Origin of the sequence: Rothia aerolata (assembly GCF_014635585.1) — a bacterium.
Taxonomy (GTDB): domain Bacteria; phylum Actinomycetota; class Actinomycetes; order Actinomycetales; family Micrococcaceae; genus Rothia; species Rothia aerolata.
Window position 1 is genome coordinate 229,536 of the sequence record NZ_BMDC01000001.1, and the last position, 17,244, is coordinate 246,779.

At 57.5% G+C, this 17,244-nt stretch carries 13 protein-coding genes; 5 read left to right on the forward strand and 8 right to left on the reverse strand.

Going from position 1 to position 17,244, the window contains the following annotated elements; translation table 11 throughout:
- Positions 1-5 precede the first annotated feature (5 nt).
- Positions 6-383, reverse strand: a complete 378-nt coding sequence (locus IEV00_RS00950; protein ID WP_188358473.1) for a winged helix-turn-helix transcriptional regulator — start codon at positions 381-383, stop codon at positions 6-8.
- A gap of 91 nt (positions 384-474) precedes the next feature.
- On the opposite strand from IEV00_RS00950, the gene IEV00_RS00955 reads away from it, so the two are divergent.
- Positions 475-1,110 carry an NAD(P)-dependent oxidoreductase gene (locus IEV00_RS00955; RefSeq protein ID WP_229722998.1) on the forward strand — a complete coding sequence of 212 codons (636 nt, stop codon included), beginning with the start codon at positions 475-477 and terminating at the stop codon, positions 1,108-1,110.
- A 311-nt stretch (positions 1,111-1,421) separates the two neighbouring features.
- Complete coding sequence (locus IEV00_RS00960; RefSeq protein ID WP_188358474.1) at positions 1,422-2,621, forward strand: TerC family protein; 1,200 nt, start codon at positions 1,422-1,424, stop codon at positions 2,619-2,621.
- Positions 2,622-2,741: 120 nt separating this feature from the next.
- Here IEV00_RS00960 and IEV00_RS00965 read toward each other — a convergent pair whose 3' ends face one another.
- The 5 genes from IEV00_RS00965 to IEV00_RS00985 all read right to left on the reverse strand — a co-directional run bounded on the left by IEV00_RS00965 (position 2,742) and on the right by IEV00_RS00985 (position 9,392).
- On the reverse strand, positions 2,742-3,956 hold the full coding sequence (locus IEV00_RS00965; RefSeq protein ID WP_188358475.1) for a glycoside hydrolase family protein: 1,215 nt from the start codon (positions 3,954-3,956) through the stop codon (positions 2,742-2,744).
- Between the two features lie 16 nt (positions 3,957-3,972).
- Positions 3,973-5,382, reverse strand: a complete 1,410-nt coding sequence (locus IEV00_RS00970; protein ID WP_229722999.1) for an alpha/beta fold hydrolase — start codon at positions 5,380-5,382, stop codon at positions 3,973-3,975.
- A 174-nt stretch (positions 5,383-5,556) separates the two neighbouring features.
- Positions 5,557-6,132 carry a hypothetical protein gene (locus tag IEV00_RS00975; protein ID WP_188358476.1) on the reverse strand — a complete coding sequence of 192 codons (576 nt, stop codon included), beginning with the start codon at positions 6,130-6,132 and terminating at the stop codon, positions 5,557-5,559.
- The gene (locus tag IEV00_RS00980) at positions 6,133-6,711 is read right to left on the reverse strand and encodes a terminase gpP N-terminus-related DNA-binding protein (protein WP_188358477.1); all 579 of its coding nucleotides are present in this window, start codon (positions 6,709-6,711) and stop codon (positions 6,133-6,135) included. It lies immediately after the preceding gene.
- A gap of 74 nt (positions 6,712-6,785) precedes the next feature.
- Entirely contained in the window at positions 6,786-9,392 is a 2,607-nt protein-coding gene (locus IEV00_RS00985) for a DEAD/DEAH box helicase (RefSeq protein ID WP_188358478.1), read from the reverse strand.
- Between the two features lie 39 nt (positions 9,393-9,431).
- Between IEV00_RS00985 and IEV00_RS00990 the strand changes: the two genes are divergently transcribed.
- The 3 genes from IEV00_RS00990 to IEV00_RS01000 all read left to right on the forward strand — a co-directional run bounded on the left by IEV00_RS00990 (position 9,432) and on the right by IEV00_RS01000 (position 14,658).
- The gene (locus IEV00_RS00990) at positions 9,432-11,075 is read left to right on the forward strand and encodes an ATP-binding cassette domain-containing protein (RefSeq protein ID WP_188358479.1); all 1,644 of its coding nucleotides are present in this window, start codon (positions 9,432-9,434) and stop codon (positions 11,073-11,075) included.
- A 2-nt stretch (positions 11,076-11,077) separates the two neighbouring features.
- Positions 11,078-12,856 carry an ABC transporter ATP-binding protein gene (locus IEV00_RS00995; RefSeq protein ID WP_188358480.1) on the forward strand — a complete coding sequence of 593 codons (1,779 nt, stop codon included), beginning with the start codon at positions 11,078-11,080 and terminating at the stop codon, positions 12,854-12,856.
- Positions 12,857-12,948: 92 nt separating this feature from the next.
- A complete protein-coding gene (locus tag IEV00_RS01000) occupies positions 12,949-14,658 on the forward strand; it encodes a formate--tetrahydrofolate ligase (RefSeq protein WP_188358481.1) in 1,710 nt (569 codons plus the stop codon).
- Here the strand turns inward: IEV00_RS01000 and IEV00_RS01005 are convergent.
- Both IEV00_RS01005 and IEV00_RS01010 read right to left on the reverse strand, forming a co-directional pair.
- The gene (locus IEV00_RS01005) at positions 14,655-16,247 is read right to left on the reverse strand and encodes an alpha/beta hydrolase (protein ID WP_188358482.1); all 1,593 of its coding nucleotides are present in this window, start codon (positions 16,245-16,247) and stop codon (positions 14,655-14,657) included. The genes IEV00_RS01000 and IEV00_RS01005 overlap by 4 nt on opposite strands.
- A gap of 226 nt (positions 16,248-16,473) precedes the next feature.
- The gene (locus IEV00_RS01010) at positions 16,474-17,166 is read right to left on the reverse strand and encodes an MBL fold metallo-hydrolase (protein WP_445009366.1); all 693 of its coding nucleotides are present in this window, start codon (positions 17,164-17,166) and stop codon (positions 16,474-16,476) included.
- Positions 17,167-17,244: the final 78 nt, after the last annotated feature.

Below are 17,244 nucleotides of genomic sequence, written 5' to 3' on the forward strand. Positions count from 1 at the left end.
CCGCTCTACGAAGCCTGCTGGGCGTCGTAGCGCTCGCGGTTGGCCTCTACCTCAGCTAGGTGGGTTTCGGCCCAGGCGCGCAGGGTAGACATGGGCTCAATGAGGGTAGCTCCCAGGTCGGTGAGGGTGTAATCAACCCTGACGGGCACGCTGGCTGTAACGGTTCGACTCACCAGGCCGTCGCGTTCCATGGAGCGAAGAGTCTCGGTGAGTACCTTGGGGGAGATTCCCTGAATCTGACTCTTAAGGTCGCCAAACCGGGCTGTGCCCTGGGAGAGCACGGCAACAATCATGGGTGTCCAGCGGTCGGTGAGGTGGCGCAAAACGGTGCGGGAGGGGCAGGCGGCGTTAAGAATGTTGGGGGCGAATTCAAATTTTTCCATTTTTCTTCCAATAGTTACGTTGAGGTACCTAGTTCCTAAAAGTTACTATTGAGTATATCAAGGGGCGAAAGCCCACAACAGGAAAGGAAAGATGATGAAGATTGCAGTGATCGGTGCTTCGGGCATGGTTGGTTCTCGCGTGGTAGCAGAGGCTGTGGCTCGCGGCCATGAGGTTGATGCCTATACCCGCTCAGGTAAGGAAGTTGAGGGAGCCACCGCGCACAAACTTCAGCTAGCCAACACCGCCGAAACCACCGCCGTCATTAATAGCCACGACTTCACCGTGATTACCGTGACCGGCGACCGGGCAAACCTTGACTACTCTGAGGTCTCTCAGGCTCACGCGGATTTGATCGCCGCAGCTCCGCAGGGCCGGTTCCTGGTGGTGGGCGGCGCTGGTTCTCTCTATGAGAACGGCGCGCAAGCCTACACCAACTGGACCGAAGACAACCCCTACCTGGCAGAGGCTTCTGCTTTCGCCAAGGTCTACGACCGCTATATCGCTGAGGCAGGGGAGCTGAAGTGGTCTATGATTTCCCCTTCACCCGTGATTGCTCCCGGTGTGCGAACCGGCGAGGTTGTTCTGGGCTCAGATGAGGCGGTAGGTCAGTTCGTCTCTGCTGAAGATTTCGCTATTGCCATTGTTGATGAGGCAGAGCAAGGCAGCTTTACCGGTAAGCGTTTCACTGCGGCCTCTAAGAATGAGCAGGCTGCCCAGGGCAAGTAACTATCCTCCGCGAGGGGCCACATATCGTTCACTTTTTGCCTGATTTCAGGGGAAAAGTGAACGATATGTGGCCCCTTGCGGCCTTGGCTGTAAGCAAGAACTCAGCTACTCCGCAGTGAAGTCACCCGCTATTTACTCAGTAGGCGAGCTAAGTCATGTAGACTATTTCAACGAGCAAGGGAGTATCCCACAAACTGTTCTTTCGTCAGCACGAAAACCGAGGGCGTTTTTCCGGAAGAACATGCCTTGAAGTGAGGGCGGGAGAGACTTGTGGCAATTGGCAAATCCAACCCACAAGAAAGGCTCCCATAATGGAAATTACTGGGTTTCAGTGGACAATTACGCTGGTGGTCATCCTTGGCCTGCTGGCGTATGACTTTTTCTTCCACGTGCGCAAGCCGCACGAACCAACCATCAAAGAAGCGGCCATTTGGTCTGCTGTCTACGTAGGCATCGCCCTGCTCTTTGGCCTGGTCATCCTCTGGATGGACGGCCCCACCTACGCCGCTGAATACTACGGTGGCTACATCACCGAGAAGGCCCTGTCGGTAGATAACCTCTTCGTCTTCCTGATTATCATGGCCTCCTTCAAGGTGCCCCGTGAAGATCAGCAGAAGGTGCTACTCTTCGGTATCGTTTTCGCCCTGATTGCCCGAACCGTCTTTATTTTCATCGGTGCAGCCCTCATCAACCAGTTTGCCTGGATCTTCTACCTCTTCGGTCTGATTCTGATCTACACCGCCGGTAATCTCATCAAGGATGAGGTCACCGACAAGGACGAAGACGACGAAGCCAACAACTTCATCATTCGCCTGGCCAAGAAGCTCTTCCACACCACCGACCACTACGATGGTGACAAGCTCTTCACCATCGAAAACGGCAAGAAGGTTATGACCCCCATGCTGCTGGTGATGGTGGCTATCGGCGGTACCGACATTCTCTTCGCCCTGGATTCAATTCCGGCAATCTTCGGTCTGACCCAGTCCGCCTACATCGTCTTCACCGCCACCGCCTTCTCTCTGATGGGTCTGCGCCAGCTCTACTTCCTCATCGACGGCCTGCTGGACCGCCTCATCTACCTCTCCTGGGGCCTGTCGCTGATTCTGGCCTTCATCGGTGTGAAGCTGCTGCTGCACGCTATGCACGAGAACAACCTGCCCTTCATCAACGACGGTCAGCCGATTCACGTACCCGAGGTAACCATTGGTTTCTCGCTGACCTTCATCGTGGTGGTTCTGGCACTGACCGTGCTGGCCTCCCTCTACTCACCCAAGGGCAAGGCCCTGGCAGCTATCCAGAAGACCCGCAACCTCTCCGAGAAGTACCTGAACCTTCCCGACGACGCCTCCACCGAGGAGCGCCAGAAGATTCAGGCCCAGCTCGACGAGGCTACCGCCAAGTCCCGCAAGGTTCCCCAGAAGTACCGCGACGAACTCATCGAGTCTGAGACCGAGTACCAGAACCTGGTGGAGCGCGCTCGCGGCGAGCACGCAAGCTACATGAACGGCTAACCAACCGATTCGACAGCGCGGAGGTTTCCGCGCAGACTTTAGCCCCGCCGTCCTTGCTTGAGAAGTAAGGACGGCGGGGCTTCGGCTTTAAGGGGTGGGGTGAGCAGAGAGCGCGGTGGGTTATTCGAGAATGAGCAAGCGGCTTTCAGGAAGCTTGCCCGCGCTCACCTGTTCTTGGGTGTTGCGGGCGGCGGAGCCAATGAGGGTGACCGAGGTGTTGTCTGGATATACCCAAAAGCCCACCGCCTGGCCAGGGGCCTCCCGCAACCTGTTAAAGGACTGACAGCCAAGAAGCTGAACTCGCTCGGCTTCGCGCTCAAGGTGAAAGCCGTGAGCGTCGCTCTGGTGGGAGGCCTGCGAGAGGTTATCGGCGTGGCCGTTGGAGTCAGCAATGCAGTTGGTGAAGCCGTTGTCGCCTAGGGCAATAACAAAGCCGTGGCCGCCGTTATCCTGGGCATCGCACTGGCTAAAGGTATTGCGTGTGGCCCGTACAAAGAACCCGGCTCCGGCCTTAAGAGATTCTGAGAAATCCAGAGAACGCTTGGAATACCAGGTTTTGACCTGGGAAAAGGAGCAGTTAGCGGAGTAGACCTCGACGCAGGCAGCATCGAGCCGAGCCAGGTTGGCCGAAGAGAAGTCAATCATCTGAAAACTGTTGTCGGCACCACCTTCACGGTCGAGGTCTCCCACCGTCAGCGCCGTCCTGAGAAAGCGGCGTCCGCGGATATTGGTCACCTGGCAACCCTGGTCATCTTTACCCTTGAGCTTGATTCCCATATCGAGATCCCAGAGGGTCAGCCCCGAGATGCGGTGGGCGGCGTCGGGCTCACCGGGGTCTTCGCCGTTATAGGTATTGAAGAGAACTCCGACCGTGTTGGGAATAGGGTCTGAGTGCTGAACAGGGTCGGTACCCGGCTTGATAGAAAAATTGTGCAGGCCGGTGCGGAAAACCGGCTCGGAATTATTCTCGGTGTCGCTACCGATACGAAAGACTCCGGCAAGCTCCTTCCAGTCACCTACCGGCTGAAACTGGGTGGCCTCGCCCAAACCGATAATAGAAACCTGGTTCTTCAGCTCAATACCGCTCGAATCAACCCGGTAAATTCCGGGCGGAAAAATGATAGTTCCGCCTCCCCGGGCCGCCAGCTCATTAATAAGGTCGTTGACCTTGCCGTTAACGGGGGAGTTATCCCCAGCGGCTATGCCGTGCTCGGTCGCGAGAACCAGCGTCGCAGCGCCGTCGTCGTGCAACTCAGCCGCGTGGGCAGGAGCCGCCAAGGACGCCGCCACCAACCCCAGCGCGGACCCTCCAAAAAATTGTGCGCGAGTAATCACAGTGTCTAATTTTCCCCTAATCGGCCAGAAGATTCTTCAGGTGCTCAAGGATTGCCGGACCATCAACCCCCAAGCCATCGTGATGGTGGGTCTCCGACGTCCACACGCGAGTGCTGCCAACCCAGCTGGCTGTAGACATGGAGTGTTCATAGTCTACATAGATATCGGGGGTGTAGGCGGCGGCTACCAGCGGAGTCTGGTTCTGGGCCAGTTGAGAGTGGTCATAGAGCCTGCCCCAGTCATCTTTCTCCGCCAGCGCCTGAGCAACATCGGCCAGAGGCACCAGCGCAGGATCCTCCCGGTAGTACCAGTCAAAGATATGCTCGCCGGTAAAGAGCAGGGTCTCCGCCTCGGGACTAAAATCCTGCCTCTCCGCCGCCATACGCTGAGCAGACCAGCCGGTAGCACCTGCACTGGGTGAGCCAGAACCTGCGGGGCCATCAGCATAAATTGTCTCGTGCATCAAACCGTACAGCGGGTTAGCCTGAAAGGAAACCTCTGCCCCCACCGCCGCTAAAAACTGACTCGATAGCCTCTCTTCCCCCTCAGCAAAAGCCGACTCAAGAACATAGTGCAGCCCGTGCACTCTACCGTTACCACCCAAGAAATGCCCCAGCATCTGAAAACGGTGGTCGGTGAGGCGCTCGCCGGTGGGTAGGTAAACGGTGTTCTTCCGCAAGAAATCGGCAATCTGAGCGGCCCTTTCTTGGTCTTCGGGGTACCAGCCGTAGAATTCCTCGTTCCGCTCTTTTACCCGCTGCAGGGTGGAGCGGTAGACGTCGTCCACCTTCGCTCGAATCGGTGCCAGCCCCGCCGTCATCCGCGAATCTTTCACCGACTCCGGCGCAAAACTCAGGTAGCTCAGGGTCAGAAAGCCGCCGTAGGACTGGCCCATGGTAGACCAACGTTTATCCGCCCTGCCCTGTGTTAGAAAATCCCTGACCACTTCGGCGTCAGCAACAATGGAGTCAGCGCGGAAGAGCTCAAGGTAGCTGACCTGCTCTTCGGTGGTGCCCTGCTCGGTGATATTTCTGGCGGTGAGCGGAGTTGAGTTGCCGGTTCCTCGCTGATCTAACAGGATGAGCTGGTGGGTCTTGGAAAGCTCAGCCACCCAGCCGGAGTCGGTTACGGGTCGGGGTGACTTTCCACCCGGGCCGCCCTGTAGAAAGATCATGTAAGGACGGCGCTCGGGCGAGACGGTGAGGTCGGGGCTGGTATTCACGACCTCCCGGGCATAAATCTGGATAGTCTCGTTCGCCCGGGTATGGTCTGTGGATGCCTCCTCGCCCTTGCCAAAGACCAGACCGTGGGTCAGCGGCACCCTAAACCAGTGGTCTGTGAGCTGGAAGGAGCCAATGGTGTGCTGGGCGCCAACCCTGTGGCTGGCCTGGGGCAGATTGAGCTTGGCAAGGTGGGGAGCTGTCACGGTAGTTGCCTTTCACGGGGTGTGGGGTAGCCTTAGTTTCCATTGTAAAAATCACCGGTGCAGAAAAGCGGTTTCCGGCTTCAAATTTGCAACCGAAAACCGCTTTTCTGCACCAATCGAATATGCCAAAGACAGGGGCGATGAGGCACTCCCTAAGACGCATCAAACCCTGTGTTAGGCAAGATTTACCGTAGCCATTGCGCATCCGGCTGCCCACAATAGTGAAGAAAAAGTTCCTACAATGAATTTTTCGGCCGTGAGCTGGCCTGACTTGATTTCTGGGTACCGAGCTAAGCCCTTCACTGCGACAATGACAGCAAGTAGGCTGACCTGGGATGTGGTGAGCGCTAGTACAACTGCAAGGCGTTCAAGAATCCCAATCAAACGTCCACCGCCGCTGGCTTCTGCAGGTGAATGAGGTGCAGAGAATATTGCTTTAAGGGGAATAGGGCCGAGCTTACCGTGTATGTTCCGATTTTCAGCTGGCATTTCTTGCTGATGAGGTTTGAGTAGTCCCAGACAATACATTGCCGGCACTGAACCACCTAAAGAGCCAATGAATACAAGCAATACTCTGAGCACAGCCACGATTTGGGGTTCAAGCGGCGGTGTAAAAGTAGACGCGATAACCACAGCTATGAGCAAAAGGATGAGCGACCAAGCTTTGACTGCCTGAGCTCCTTTCGACCTGAACCACAGCACAGTCCCTGCCAAAAGGAGCGCAAGGGATACATAAAGTAGGAAGGACATCTATACTTCCTCTGCCAACAGCGGTTCAAGCTCACTCAGTATTCGGCGCGTTTCTTTCCAATGCCCCAGCTTGAGGGAACGACTGACGGCCGATTGATAGGTGTCTAACTTTTGAGCAATTTCTTTTTGGGTGAAGCCCTGTGAGTAGAGTTCTCCTGCTTGTTGCCATGAATCGTTACGGTCTTCTTCGATACTCATTAACAGTTGCAGAGTTGCTTCGATCAGGTTGCTGTATCTGCTGTTTGACTCAAAAGCGATATGCGCAGTCGATTTCTTGGCGCGTTCCACTGCTTTTCTAGCATGTACAAAAGCTGCGCCCCTACCTTCTCTTGTATTCTCGGGCAAGGGCTTTTCGATTTCTCCTGAGCCAATTCCAAGGTGCCACCGCCCCTGTCTACTTAAGAACAGGGTTGCGGTCAAGAGATCGTGGGGATCGTCGAAAACCGCTTGCGCTTCATCCCCTGCGGTTCTCTGGAAGCCCCGCAGGGGATGAATGGCCGTATTTTCTTGCAACAGTTCATGTTCCAAATATGGAATGAGATCATCATTTTTTGATGAGTTGCGCTGATCGACTGTCATCACAAACATATTTATAACGATATATTGTTATAAATATAAATACAACGCTATATTGTTATATTTTCTCAGCGGTCTTAGTTCCCCACATCCACAATCTTCACCACCGGCGCCCCCGCCTCATCAGAAGCGGCAAGATCAATCTCTGCCCTAATAGCCCAGTCATGGTTATCCTCGGGGTCAGAGAGCACCTGCCGAACCTTCCACACACCGGGGTGGGCAGCGACTTCGTCATCAATCTGTAACAGCTGCGGCGACCGTGCCGCGGCGTCGGTAAAAATATCGTCGTAGTCGTCGAAATAGTCATCCATAGCATCGGCCCAGCGGTCGGCATCCCAACCCGACAACTCGCCGTCCAAGTCGCCAAGAATGCGCTCGCGCTCGTCGGCAAAGAGCTCCACGCGGCGGAACATGGCGTTGCGCACCATCACCTTGAAAGCGCGGGTATTGGCGGTAATGGCGGGGGCGGTTTCCTCCACCAAATCCTCCAGCGAATCAGCGCGCAAATCCTCGATTGACTCACCGTTGGCCAGGCGCTCCCACTCGTCCACCAGGGAGGAGTCGGTCTGGCGAATCATCTCGCCCAGCCACTCAATAATGTCGGTGAGGTCCTCGGTCAGGGCGGATAAGGGCACGGTCTGCCGCAGCGCCTTATAGGCATCGGAGAGGTAACGTAGCAGAATACCCTCGGAGCGATCCAGCGAGTAGTACTGCACGTAGGAGCCGAAATCCATGGCGCGCTCGTACATATCGCGCACCACAGACTTGGGCGCTAGCTCGAACTCGCCCATCCAGGGGGCACCGGAGCGGTAGGTCTCAAAGGCCTGTTCCAGAAGGTCTTCTAGCGGCTTGGGATAGGTGATGTTGTCGAGCTCGTTCATGCGCTCGTTGTAGTCCATGCCCTCCGCCTTCATCTCGGCCAGGGCTTCAGATTTGACCTTCTTCTCCTGCATATTGAGTACCTGACGGGGGTTTTCCAGGGTTGACTCAATCACAGACACAGCGTCGAGAGCGTATGATTCCGATTCTTGATCCAGCATCGAAAGCGAAGCCAGCGCGAAGGGGGAGAGGGGCTGGTTGAGGGCAAAGTTCTCTTGCAGGGAGACGGTCAGGCGCACGCTGCGGCCGAACTCGTCGGGTTCGGGCAGGCGTTCGACGACGCCGCCGGCCACCAGCTCGCGGTAGATACCCAGAGCCTTGCGAATCAGAGCACGTTGGCGGGCCACCGGCTCGTGATTGCGGGTGAGGAACTTCTTGACAACAGCGAAGGGGTCTTCTTCCCGCTGGAGGATGTTGAGCAGCATGGAGTGGGTAATATCAAAAGAACTGGTGAGGGGCTCTGGCTGGGCTTCTACCAGCTGCTCAAAAGTCTTCTTTGACCAGGCAACAAAACCCTGTGGCGGCTTCTTCTTTTTGCCCCGCAGAGACTGGTTGATTTTCTTCTCGTCGCCCTTGAACTTTTCGCGGGCTTTCTTTTCCAGGCGCTCGTTTTCGATGTCGTGCTCGGGAGCTTGAACCACCACGGTGCCGGCGGTGTCGAAACCTGCGCGGCCCGCACGGCCTGCAATCTGATGGAATTCGCGGGCCTTCAAGCGGCGGGTGCGCTGGCCGTCGAACTTGGAGAGAGCTGTAATGAGTACGGTGCGGATTGGCACGTTGATACCCACACCCAGGGTATCGGTTCCGCAGATGACCTTGAGCAAACCTGCCTGCGCCAGCTGCTCAACCAGGCGACGGTACTTGGGGAGCATACCGGCGTGGTGCACCCCGATGCCGTTTTTAACCAGCCGTTGCAGGGTTTTGCCAAAACCGGCTGAGAAACGGAAGTTCTCGGTCAGCTGGTTGATACGGGCCTTCTCTTCTTTGGAGGCAATGTTCACGCTCATCAGCGCGGTGGCGGCGTCAATAGCCTGTAGCTGCGAAAAATGAACAATATAGATGGGGGTCTGGGAGGTTGAGACCAGCTCCTCCACGGTCTCCTGCACCGTGTCAGTGGAGTAGTAGAAGTGCAGGGGAATGGGCCGGGTGACGCTGGTAACCAGCCTGGACTCCCGGCCGGTCAGCTCCGTCATCTCCTTCTCAAAGCGGCTGGTATCGCCCAGGGTCGCCGACATCAGCAAAAACTGCGCCTGGGGGAGGTCCAGCAGGGGAGCCTGCCAGGCCCAGCCGCGCTGGGGGTCTGAGTAGAAGTGGAACTCGTCCATGATGACCTGGGTTAGGTCTGCGTTTTCCCCTTCGCGTAGGACGACGTTCGCCAGGATTTCTGCCGTGCAGCAGATAATCGGGGCGTCGGCGTTAATAGAGGAGTCGCCGGTTACCATGCCCACGTTTTCAGCGCCGAAAATCTCCACCAGGTCAAAGAATTTCTCAGAGACCAGGGCCTTGATGGGGGCTGTGTAGTAGGAGCGCTGGCCGGTGGCGAGACCGGCAAAGTGTGCGGCGACCGCCACCGTAGACTTACCCGAGCCGGTGGGGGTCGCCAGAATAACGTTGGAGCCGTTGGCGATTTCGAGCACCGCTTCATCCTGGGCAGGGTAGAGCTCCATACCGCGGTCGGCAATCCAGGAAAGAAAAGCCTCGTAGATTTCGTCGCCGGTCAGGGGGTTCGAGGCGAAGTCTCCGCGGAAGTAACGGTTGGAGCTGTCTGCAAGTTTGGGGTCGAGGTACTCGAGAATTTTTTTCATGATATTCCCAGTCTACTCAAGGGACTATAAAATTTGGGTGTGGTGATTAAAGCGGAAGAGCAGCAGGGCAAAAAGCCTGATCCGGTGCGGTTGAGGCTAACTCCGCCCGACGCCCGGTACAGCCGGTTTCGCTGGTTTCTGCCCTTTTTTACCCAGCTTCTAGCGGGTACGGCAATTGTTTCTCTGCCCGCCCTGGTAGCGCATATCATCACTTTGCACTCGCAGGGGAGTAGCGAGCTGGCCTGGAACTTTACCTGGTTTCTGGGCGGCGTGATTATTCTGCTTTCCTTTAATGAGCTCTTCGGCTATGGCACTGCTTTCCGCACCATCTACATGATTGAGCGCGACTGGAAACTTCATACCGCCGCCCTTATTTCGCGGGTGGCCGGCCGGTCTGATGCGGGCCAAATCATTGCCCTCATTAATAAGGACGCCCGCAACATCGCCAACATGTACATGCCCCTGCTGGATCTTTCTGCGGCTGTGCCGATTATGCTTTTCGGTACTGTTCAGCTGTGGTTGCTCAGCCCTCTCGTGGCTGGCACCACCCTGCTGGGGTTTTTCGCCACCGTTCTTGCCCTCACCGCGGTCTCCAGGGTGCTTGAAAAACGCGCCGATGTCTTCCGAGACAAGATTGGCCTCAACGCCTCCAAAGCCTCCGATATTGCCTCGTCTATTCGCACCATTCTTGGTTTAGGGGCGGGGCGAATCATGATGACCCGCTACAGTGCCAGCGCCGAGGAAGTCCGAGCCTCCCAGATGCGCTACGAATCCGTCCAGTCCTGGAGCTCGGCCCTGCGCGTTTCCCTCATCGGCTTCATCACCCTGCTGGCAGTGGGCTTTGCCCTGCGCGGTAGCCTGCTCAACGGCAGCTGGGTTCCTGACATTCCCGCCAGCCAGCTGGTTACGGTCACCGGCATTATCACTATGATGATGGGCCCGCTGTGGGCCGTGGAGATGACCCTCTTTAACTGGCGCAACGCCCGAGTGGCACTCAAACGCGTGGAGCGCCTGGAGAGGCAGGCGGAGAGTAGCCAGAATGAGGGGCAGGATGACGCCGTTTCACCGGCTTCCATCCCTCCCCCCGCCTACCTGCCGCAGGGGGTAGAGGGGGCCAGCGGCGTCCTCTATTTCAACCCCAAAACTGCGGGGGTCACTGCTCAGACTATGAGCGAGGAGATTGCCGCCCACCTGCGCGCGGTGCTGCCCGATGCATCGGCGGTGCTGCTGAGCGAGCCCAATCCCACTATCTTTGCGGGAACCCTTCGGCAGCACCTGGAGCTGGGGACCGGCGGTCTGAGCGACCGGGAGGCGGAAGAACTCTTGCGCATTACCGACTCTGAGGAAATCGCTCGCCGGTTGGGCGGGAACATACCGGCTGACTACTTTGAAGCCGGTATTGCCTCAGAGGGCACCAACCTTTCCGGTGGCCAGCGCCAGCGCTTGGCACTGGCCCGCGCCCTGGCGCAGAAGCGTAGTCACCTGGTTCTGGCGGAGCCACTGAACTCCGTAGATGAGCCCAGCCAGCGCTTTATTCTCGACCAGCTTGAAACCCTCGTTGCCCAGCCGGGGCCGCTTGAAAAAACCCGGGCGGTTTATCTTGTCTCGGGCACCGTGGAGGTTCAAAAGCGCATTAATCGAGAGGCAACATCAGAGTCTCACCCGGTGGAGAGGGGGAGCTGACCGTGGCAGAGTTGCTACCCATCGCCAGCGGAAAAACCACCTGGAAACTCATTGCTCGAACGGTTTTTAACCATCCCGCACGATTTACCTATATTCTGTGTCTCTTTATTGCCTCTTCACTGGTGGCTCTGGTGACTCCCTGGCAGATTGGTCTGATTGTTGACCGCGCAATCGCTGCGGAACTCGCGGGCTTTCCCTGGCGGGAACTCGCCTTTATCGCGGCCGCCACGTTGGCTAATGCCCTTATCACCCGCACCTGGATTTTTCAGGCCCAGAACCTGGGTACACAGATGAACAAGGAGCTGGGCATAGACCTGGTGGGTTCAGCCCTCGATCTTGACGCCCAGACGGTGGAGGACGCCGGGGCCGGTGATTTGGTCTCCCGCGTAACGGATGACCTTGACTCGGTGCGCCAGATTATCACGATGGGCCTGCCCGAGATTATCCACGTGCTGATTAGCATCTTCACCATCGTGGTTTCTATCTTTGTGCTCTCGCCCGCGCTGGGAGCAATGACCCTGCCCTTCCTGGTGCTTGAAACCTGCGTAATCGCCGTTTTTCTACCCCGTATTGCCCGCCGAATTGTCCTGCGTACCGAACGCATTTCCACCATGACCACTACGGTGACGGAAAACGTTCACGGTGCGGCCACCGCTTCTGAACTGGGCGTGGTGGACGCCCGGGCTCGGGTGCTTGAGAGAAATATTTGGGACTACTACGAAGTCGCCGACGGCCTGGTGAAACTGCGCGCCCGCCTTTGGGCCCTGGACAGTATCGCTGCCTATTCTCCGCTCTTCTTGTCGGTGGCCTGGGGCGCAATCTGCGTGAGGAACGGCTGGGCGAGTTGGGGTCAGGTCTCTACCGCTTCGATTCTGGTGTTTACCATGCGCACCAACGCCGATATTTTCAGCTACTGGCTCGACCGCCTGCGTGAGATGACCGTGACCATGGGCCGGGTCAGCGGCGTCATCGATCTAGCGCGCACACACAGGCTGCGGCGGGCTACCCAGCGGGCGGAGCACTCTGCCGGTTCTGTGGTGGAGGTGCAGAAGGACGCCGCCGGGGCGGCTCAAACCGCTGAGTTTGACGGCGCTGCGGTTCGGGTGCGGGAGCTGACCTTTGGCTATGATCCTGCCAAGCCTGTGCTGGAAGGCATTGATTTTAGCCTGAAGCAGGGGGAGATGGTGGCGCTGGTGGGTAGGTCTGGCTCGGGTAAGACCACCCTGGCCCGCCTGATGGCGGGTTCCCTCTCTGCCAGCTCGGGTACCGTGGAGGTCATGGGAGAGCCGGTGGGCAACGGGCTCTACCCCACCCAGCGCGGAATTCAACAGCGGCCCCACCTGCTCATCTGCACCCAGGAAGCCCATCTATTTCTTGGAACCCTGGCAGATAACCTTACCCTGGTGGCCCCCGATGCAAGTAAGACGCAGATGCTTGCGGCACTCAGAGCCGTTGGAGCCGACTGGGTAGATTCCCTGCCCGAGGGCGTTCAGACCCGCCTGGGCGGAGGCCACTGTCAGCTTTCAAGAGACCAGGTTCAGCAGCTCGCCCTGGCCCGCATTGTGCTGGCAGATCCCCACGTGGTAATTCTGGATGAATCCACCACCCAGCTCGAACTTGCCGATGCCCGGCAATCTCTAGAAGCGGTAAGGAAAGGTCGGGCTGTGGTGATTATCAGCCACGATGCCCGTATTGCTTCGCTGGCGGATCGGGCTGTTCTACTCAGCGGTGGGCAGATTGTTGCTGAGGGTAGGCCAGAGCAGATTTTCGCTCGAGCTTAGGGGCAGGGAAAGGCGGCTCATCGAGTGACCTACCTCTCTCAAAAGTATATACTTGTGCGTGGATGATAACCGATCTATCAAGGATGATAGCCATGAGCACTCCCTTTCCCTCAGACCTCGAAATCGCCCAGGCTGCTGAGATCCAGCCGATTAGCGACATCGCGGCTGAAGCCGGCATTAGCGAAGCTCGCCTGGAACCCTACGGCAAAAACGTTGCCAAGGTTCTACTCGATGAAACCACCACCGCCGAAAATGCCCTCAAAAAGGGCAGCAAATATATTGTGGTCACCGCCGTGACCCCCACACCGCTGGGCGAGGGAAAAACCGCAACAGCTGTTTCTTTGGCTCAGGGTATGGGCAAAACCGGGCGCAAGGCCATGCTGACCCTGCGCCAGCCATCGATGGGCCCCACCTTTGGTATTAAGGGTGGTGCAGCAGGCGGTGGCTACTCACAGATTATTCCCATGCAGAAGCTCAACCTGCACCTCACCGGCGACTTTCACGCCGTCACCGCAGCCCACAACCTGCTGGCGGCGATGATTGATAACCACCTGCACCACGGCAACGAGCTCAATATCGATACCCGCAGTATCTCCTGGCGCCGGGTACTTGACGTCAACGACCGCGCGCTGCGCAACGTCGTCATTGGTCTGGGCGAACGGATGGACGGCGTGCCGCGCCAAACCGGCTTTGACATCACCTCGGCCTCGGAAATCATGGTGATTCTCTCGCTGGCCACCAGCTTCGATGACCTGCGCGAGCGGCTGGGCCGGATTGTGATTGGCTACAATCATGACGGCGATGCCGTGACCGCAAAAGACCTTAAAGCAGACGGCTCCCTGGCGGTTATTCTGGCCGATGCGGTGAACCCCAACCTGCTCCAAACCCTTGAGCACACTCCCGCCCTGATTCACGCTGGTCCCTTCGGCAATATCGCCACCGGCAACTCGTCTATCGTTGCCGACTACGTGGGGCTTGAGCACGCCGACTACGTGATTACCGAAGCGGGCTTTGGCGCTGATATGGGCGCCGAGCGTTTCTTCAACGTCAAGTGCCGGGTGTCGGGTCTGAGGCCGGACGCCGCCGTGCTGGTGGTGACGGTGCGTTCGCTGAAGTCCCACTCGGGTCTTTTCAAGATCGTGCCCGGCAAGCCCCTGCCGGAAGACATGCTCAAAGAATCCCCGGCTGACGTTGAAGCCGGTGCCGCTAACCTGCTCAAGCACATTGAGATTGTGCGGAACTTTGGTGTGCAACCGGTGGTGGCTATTAACGCTTTCCCCACTGACTTTGAGTCAGAGCATCAGAAGATTCGCGAAATTGCAGAGGCAGCCGGTGCCCGCGTGGCAATCCACCGCGGGGTTGCCGAAGGCGGGGCTGGTGCCACCGACCTGGCAGATGCGGTGGCGGCAGCCTGTGACGATCATTCGGAACTGGTGTATACCTACGAAGACTCAGACTCTCTTGAGACCAAACTTGAGAAGGTGGCCACCAAGGTCTACGGTGCTGACGGCATTGAGGTGGCACCTGCCGCCAAGAAACAGCTGGCTCAGTTTGAGCAGCTGGGCTACGGTAACCTGCCGGTGGTGATTGCTAAGACCCACCTCTCCATTTCATCCGATGCGTCTTTGAAGGGCGCACCTACCGACTGGGCCTTACCCGTGCGCGAGGTGCGTCTGGCTGCCGGGGCAGGCTATGTGTACGCAATTTGCGGTACCATGCGCACCATGCCCGGCCTGGCGAAGTCCCCGGCAGCAGAACGAATTGGCTTCGATGAGAAGGGCACCATGGTGGGCCTTTCCTAGCCGGCCTGGCAGACCTTGCCCTCTTCAGGAAGGGTGCCGTTGACCAGGTAGTCGGTTGCTACCTGATCGATGCAGGTAGACCTGCCCGAGAAGGAGGCGCCGTGGCCGCTACCTTCCAGTGTGACCAGTCGAGCCTGGCCAAGCTGCTTGGCCAGCTCCTGGGCGTGCTGGAAGGGGGTGGCGTGGTCGCCGGTAATACCAATGACCATCAGGGGAGTTTTCACACCCTCGGCGTTGAAACTGTCGAGGATATCTGTGCCGGTGCTGGGAAGAACCGCGCAGTCAAACTCGGTGTACTCGGCAAGAACCTCATCGGTAATTTCGGGGCCACCCACAAACTCGGGTACATCCACCTCTTTCATGTGTTTGATGAGGCCCTCAAGGTCAGGGGTCTTGGGCGTTGAGGGGCAGACGGTCAGCTGACCCGCCGCATCAATTTCTACGTTTCCCTCTTCAACGACCACCGCTAGCTCGTTGAGAGCTTCCTCATCACCCTTGAGCGCGCGGCCGAGCAGATCAAGCTGGTCTCCCTGCATCTGCTGGGGAACGTAGAGGGCGCTGGTCAGGTATGAACGGAGCCCTTCACCGTCGATGCTCTTGCCGTTGGGTGCTTTCAGCGGCTTTTCGGTCAGTCTCTTTTTAAGCTTCAGCATCTCCTTTTCGGAGGTGAAGGGGCACTCAACGGCCGAGCCGTCAGAGGTGGTCAGTTCGCCACATCGATTGGCCAGGTCTCCTACGGCCTTGGAAATTGCAACAGCCTGGTCAAAATTGTGGGTCAGCATTCCCCAGCCTGCGTTTTCAGCTGAGTCAAGCACCATACGGCCGGCATGGTCGGGAAAGAGCGTGGCGTAGGTGGCGCCCAGCATGGTGCCGTAGGAATAGCCGACGTAGTCCAGCTGTTTATCACCGGCAAGAACCCGCAGTAGTTCCATATCGCGGGCTACCTGGGAGGTACCCATAAACTGGGCAATCGGCTGGCTGCTGGCGCATTCGGCGAGCTGAACAGCCGCAACGGTTGAGGATGAATCGCAGTGTACCGGGGTGGAGTTGCCAATGCCTCGGGGGTCAAAGCCCCACAGCTCATGGTTGCTGAGCACTTTCTCGAAAGACGGGTCGCTTCCCATCAGCATGGTGTGCTGAATACCGGCTATGCCCGGGCCGCCGGGGTTGGTAAAGAGGGGCACGGAGTCTTGGGAATCACCGGCGGGCTTGGTTCGAGAGATGGCCAGCTCAATAGAACGGTCATCGTCGGGGTTAGCCCAGTTCAGCGGAGCCTTAACGGTGGCACATTCAAAGTTGGCGAAATCCACGCCTGCCTGCTTGAGAGCTTCTTCGTCCTCAGCGCCTAACCCCGCATCCTGAGCAGTGCACTTACCCCAGTCAATTTTCTGGCCGTAGAAAGAGGAAAATTCTTTCTTCTGCCACTTGGCCCCGTGCGTGCGGTCAGCAGCAGTTGCTACGGTCGAAGCTGAAGTATCGGGGGTCGCTTGCTGGAGCGAAGTACAGGCTGAGAGAACCAGCGCGGTGGCTAAGGTGCCGCTGGCGATGAGAACTTTAAGGCTGGGAGTCGAAGTATATAGATTTTTCACGTTATTTTTCCTGGTAACGGTAGATTGCTGACCCGGGTGGTTCTTCCGGGTCAGCGTCTCCACAAGGTGCGAACGAGTCTGAACAACCCGTTAGTTCCAGCCTAGTGAGACCCCTTTTAAAACAAATCACCCCTGGGGACGAACTTGAGCTCAGCCCCAGGGGTGATACAGCGGTAAGGCGTGAGAAAGAACCTCATCCTTACTTTATAAAGTGCCTCTTCAGAGGCTACCAGCCCCGTTTCTTCCACTCGGAAAGATTGCCGCGGTCTGCGCCGAGGGTGGTGCAGTTGCCGTGGCCCGGGAGCACCACGGTGTCGTCGTCAAACTCATCAAAGATCTTGGTCTTGACGTCTTCAAAGAGGGATTCAAAGTCCTCGGGGGAGTTGGTCTTACCCACTCCGCCGGGAAAGAGGGAATCACCGGTGAAAATCAGGGTGGGGTGCATTTCGTCAATGTCTCGCAAGACCAGGGCGATGGAGCCGGGGGTGTGGCCCACCAGAGAGATGGTTTCCAGTGAAAAATCTTCAAAGTGGAAAATTTCGGTGCCGTTGACTCCGGTGTCTACCGTGAAGTTCTCCTGCTCTTCGATAGCCTGAAGGTCATCGTCGCCGGCAAAGGTCGCCACGTCGAATTCTTCGGCGATCTCCTTGAGCGCCCTGATGTGGTCCCAATGACCGTGGGTGGTGAAAATAGCGCTCAGACCCGCCGCGGCGCCGTCCCCGGTGAAATCTTCGTCGGCTGAGGTCGAGATGAACTCGCGGATTGCAGGGGCGTTGTCGGCGGCGTCGATGAGCACCTGCTGGCCGGTGGTTTTGGAGGTGAGAAGGTAGACGTTGTTGTCCATGTCAGAGACGGAAATGGAGCGCACGGTCATGTACTCATCATCGAGAATCAGGTTGCCTGAAGGAGTTGTCATGATTCACAGTTTAGAACCGCGGCGGCAAAGAACTCAATCAAAAACAAGGTTACTGACCGATTTTTACTGTGAGCGTTCAAC

Coding starts and splice junctions, on each gene's coding strand:
- IEV00_RS00950 (WP_188358473.1), bottom strand. CDS start 383: ATGGAAAAATTTGAATTCGCCCCCAACATTCTTAACGCCGCCTGCCCC.
- IEV00_RS00955 (WP_229722998.1), top strand. CDS start 475: ATGATGAAGATTGCAGTGATCGGTGCTTCGGGCATGGTTGGTTCTCGC.
- IEV00_RS00960 (WP_188358474.1), top strand. CDS start 1,422: ATGGAAATTACTGGGTTTCAGTGGACAATTACGCTGGTGGTCATCCTT.
- IEV00_RS00975 (WP_188358476.1), bottom strand. CDS start 6,132: ATGTCCTTCCTACTTTATGTATCCCTTGCGCTCCTTTTGGCAGGGACT.
- IEV00_RS00980 (WP_188358477.1), bottom strand. CDS start 6,711: ATGACAGTCGATCAGCGCAACTCATCAAAAAATGATGATCTCATTCCA.
- IEV00_RS00985 (WP_188358478.1), bottom strand. CDS start 9,392: ATGAAAAAAATTCTCGAGTACCTCGACCCCAAACTTGCAGACAGCTCC.
- IEV00_RS01000 (WP_188358481.1), top strand. CDS start 12,949: ATGAGCACTCCCTTTCCCTCAGACCTCGAAATCGCCCAGGCTGCTGAG.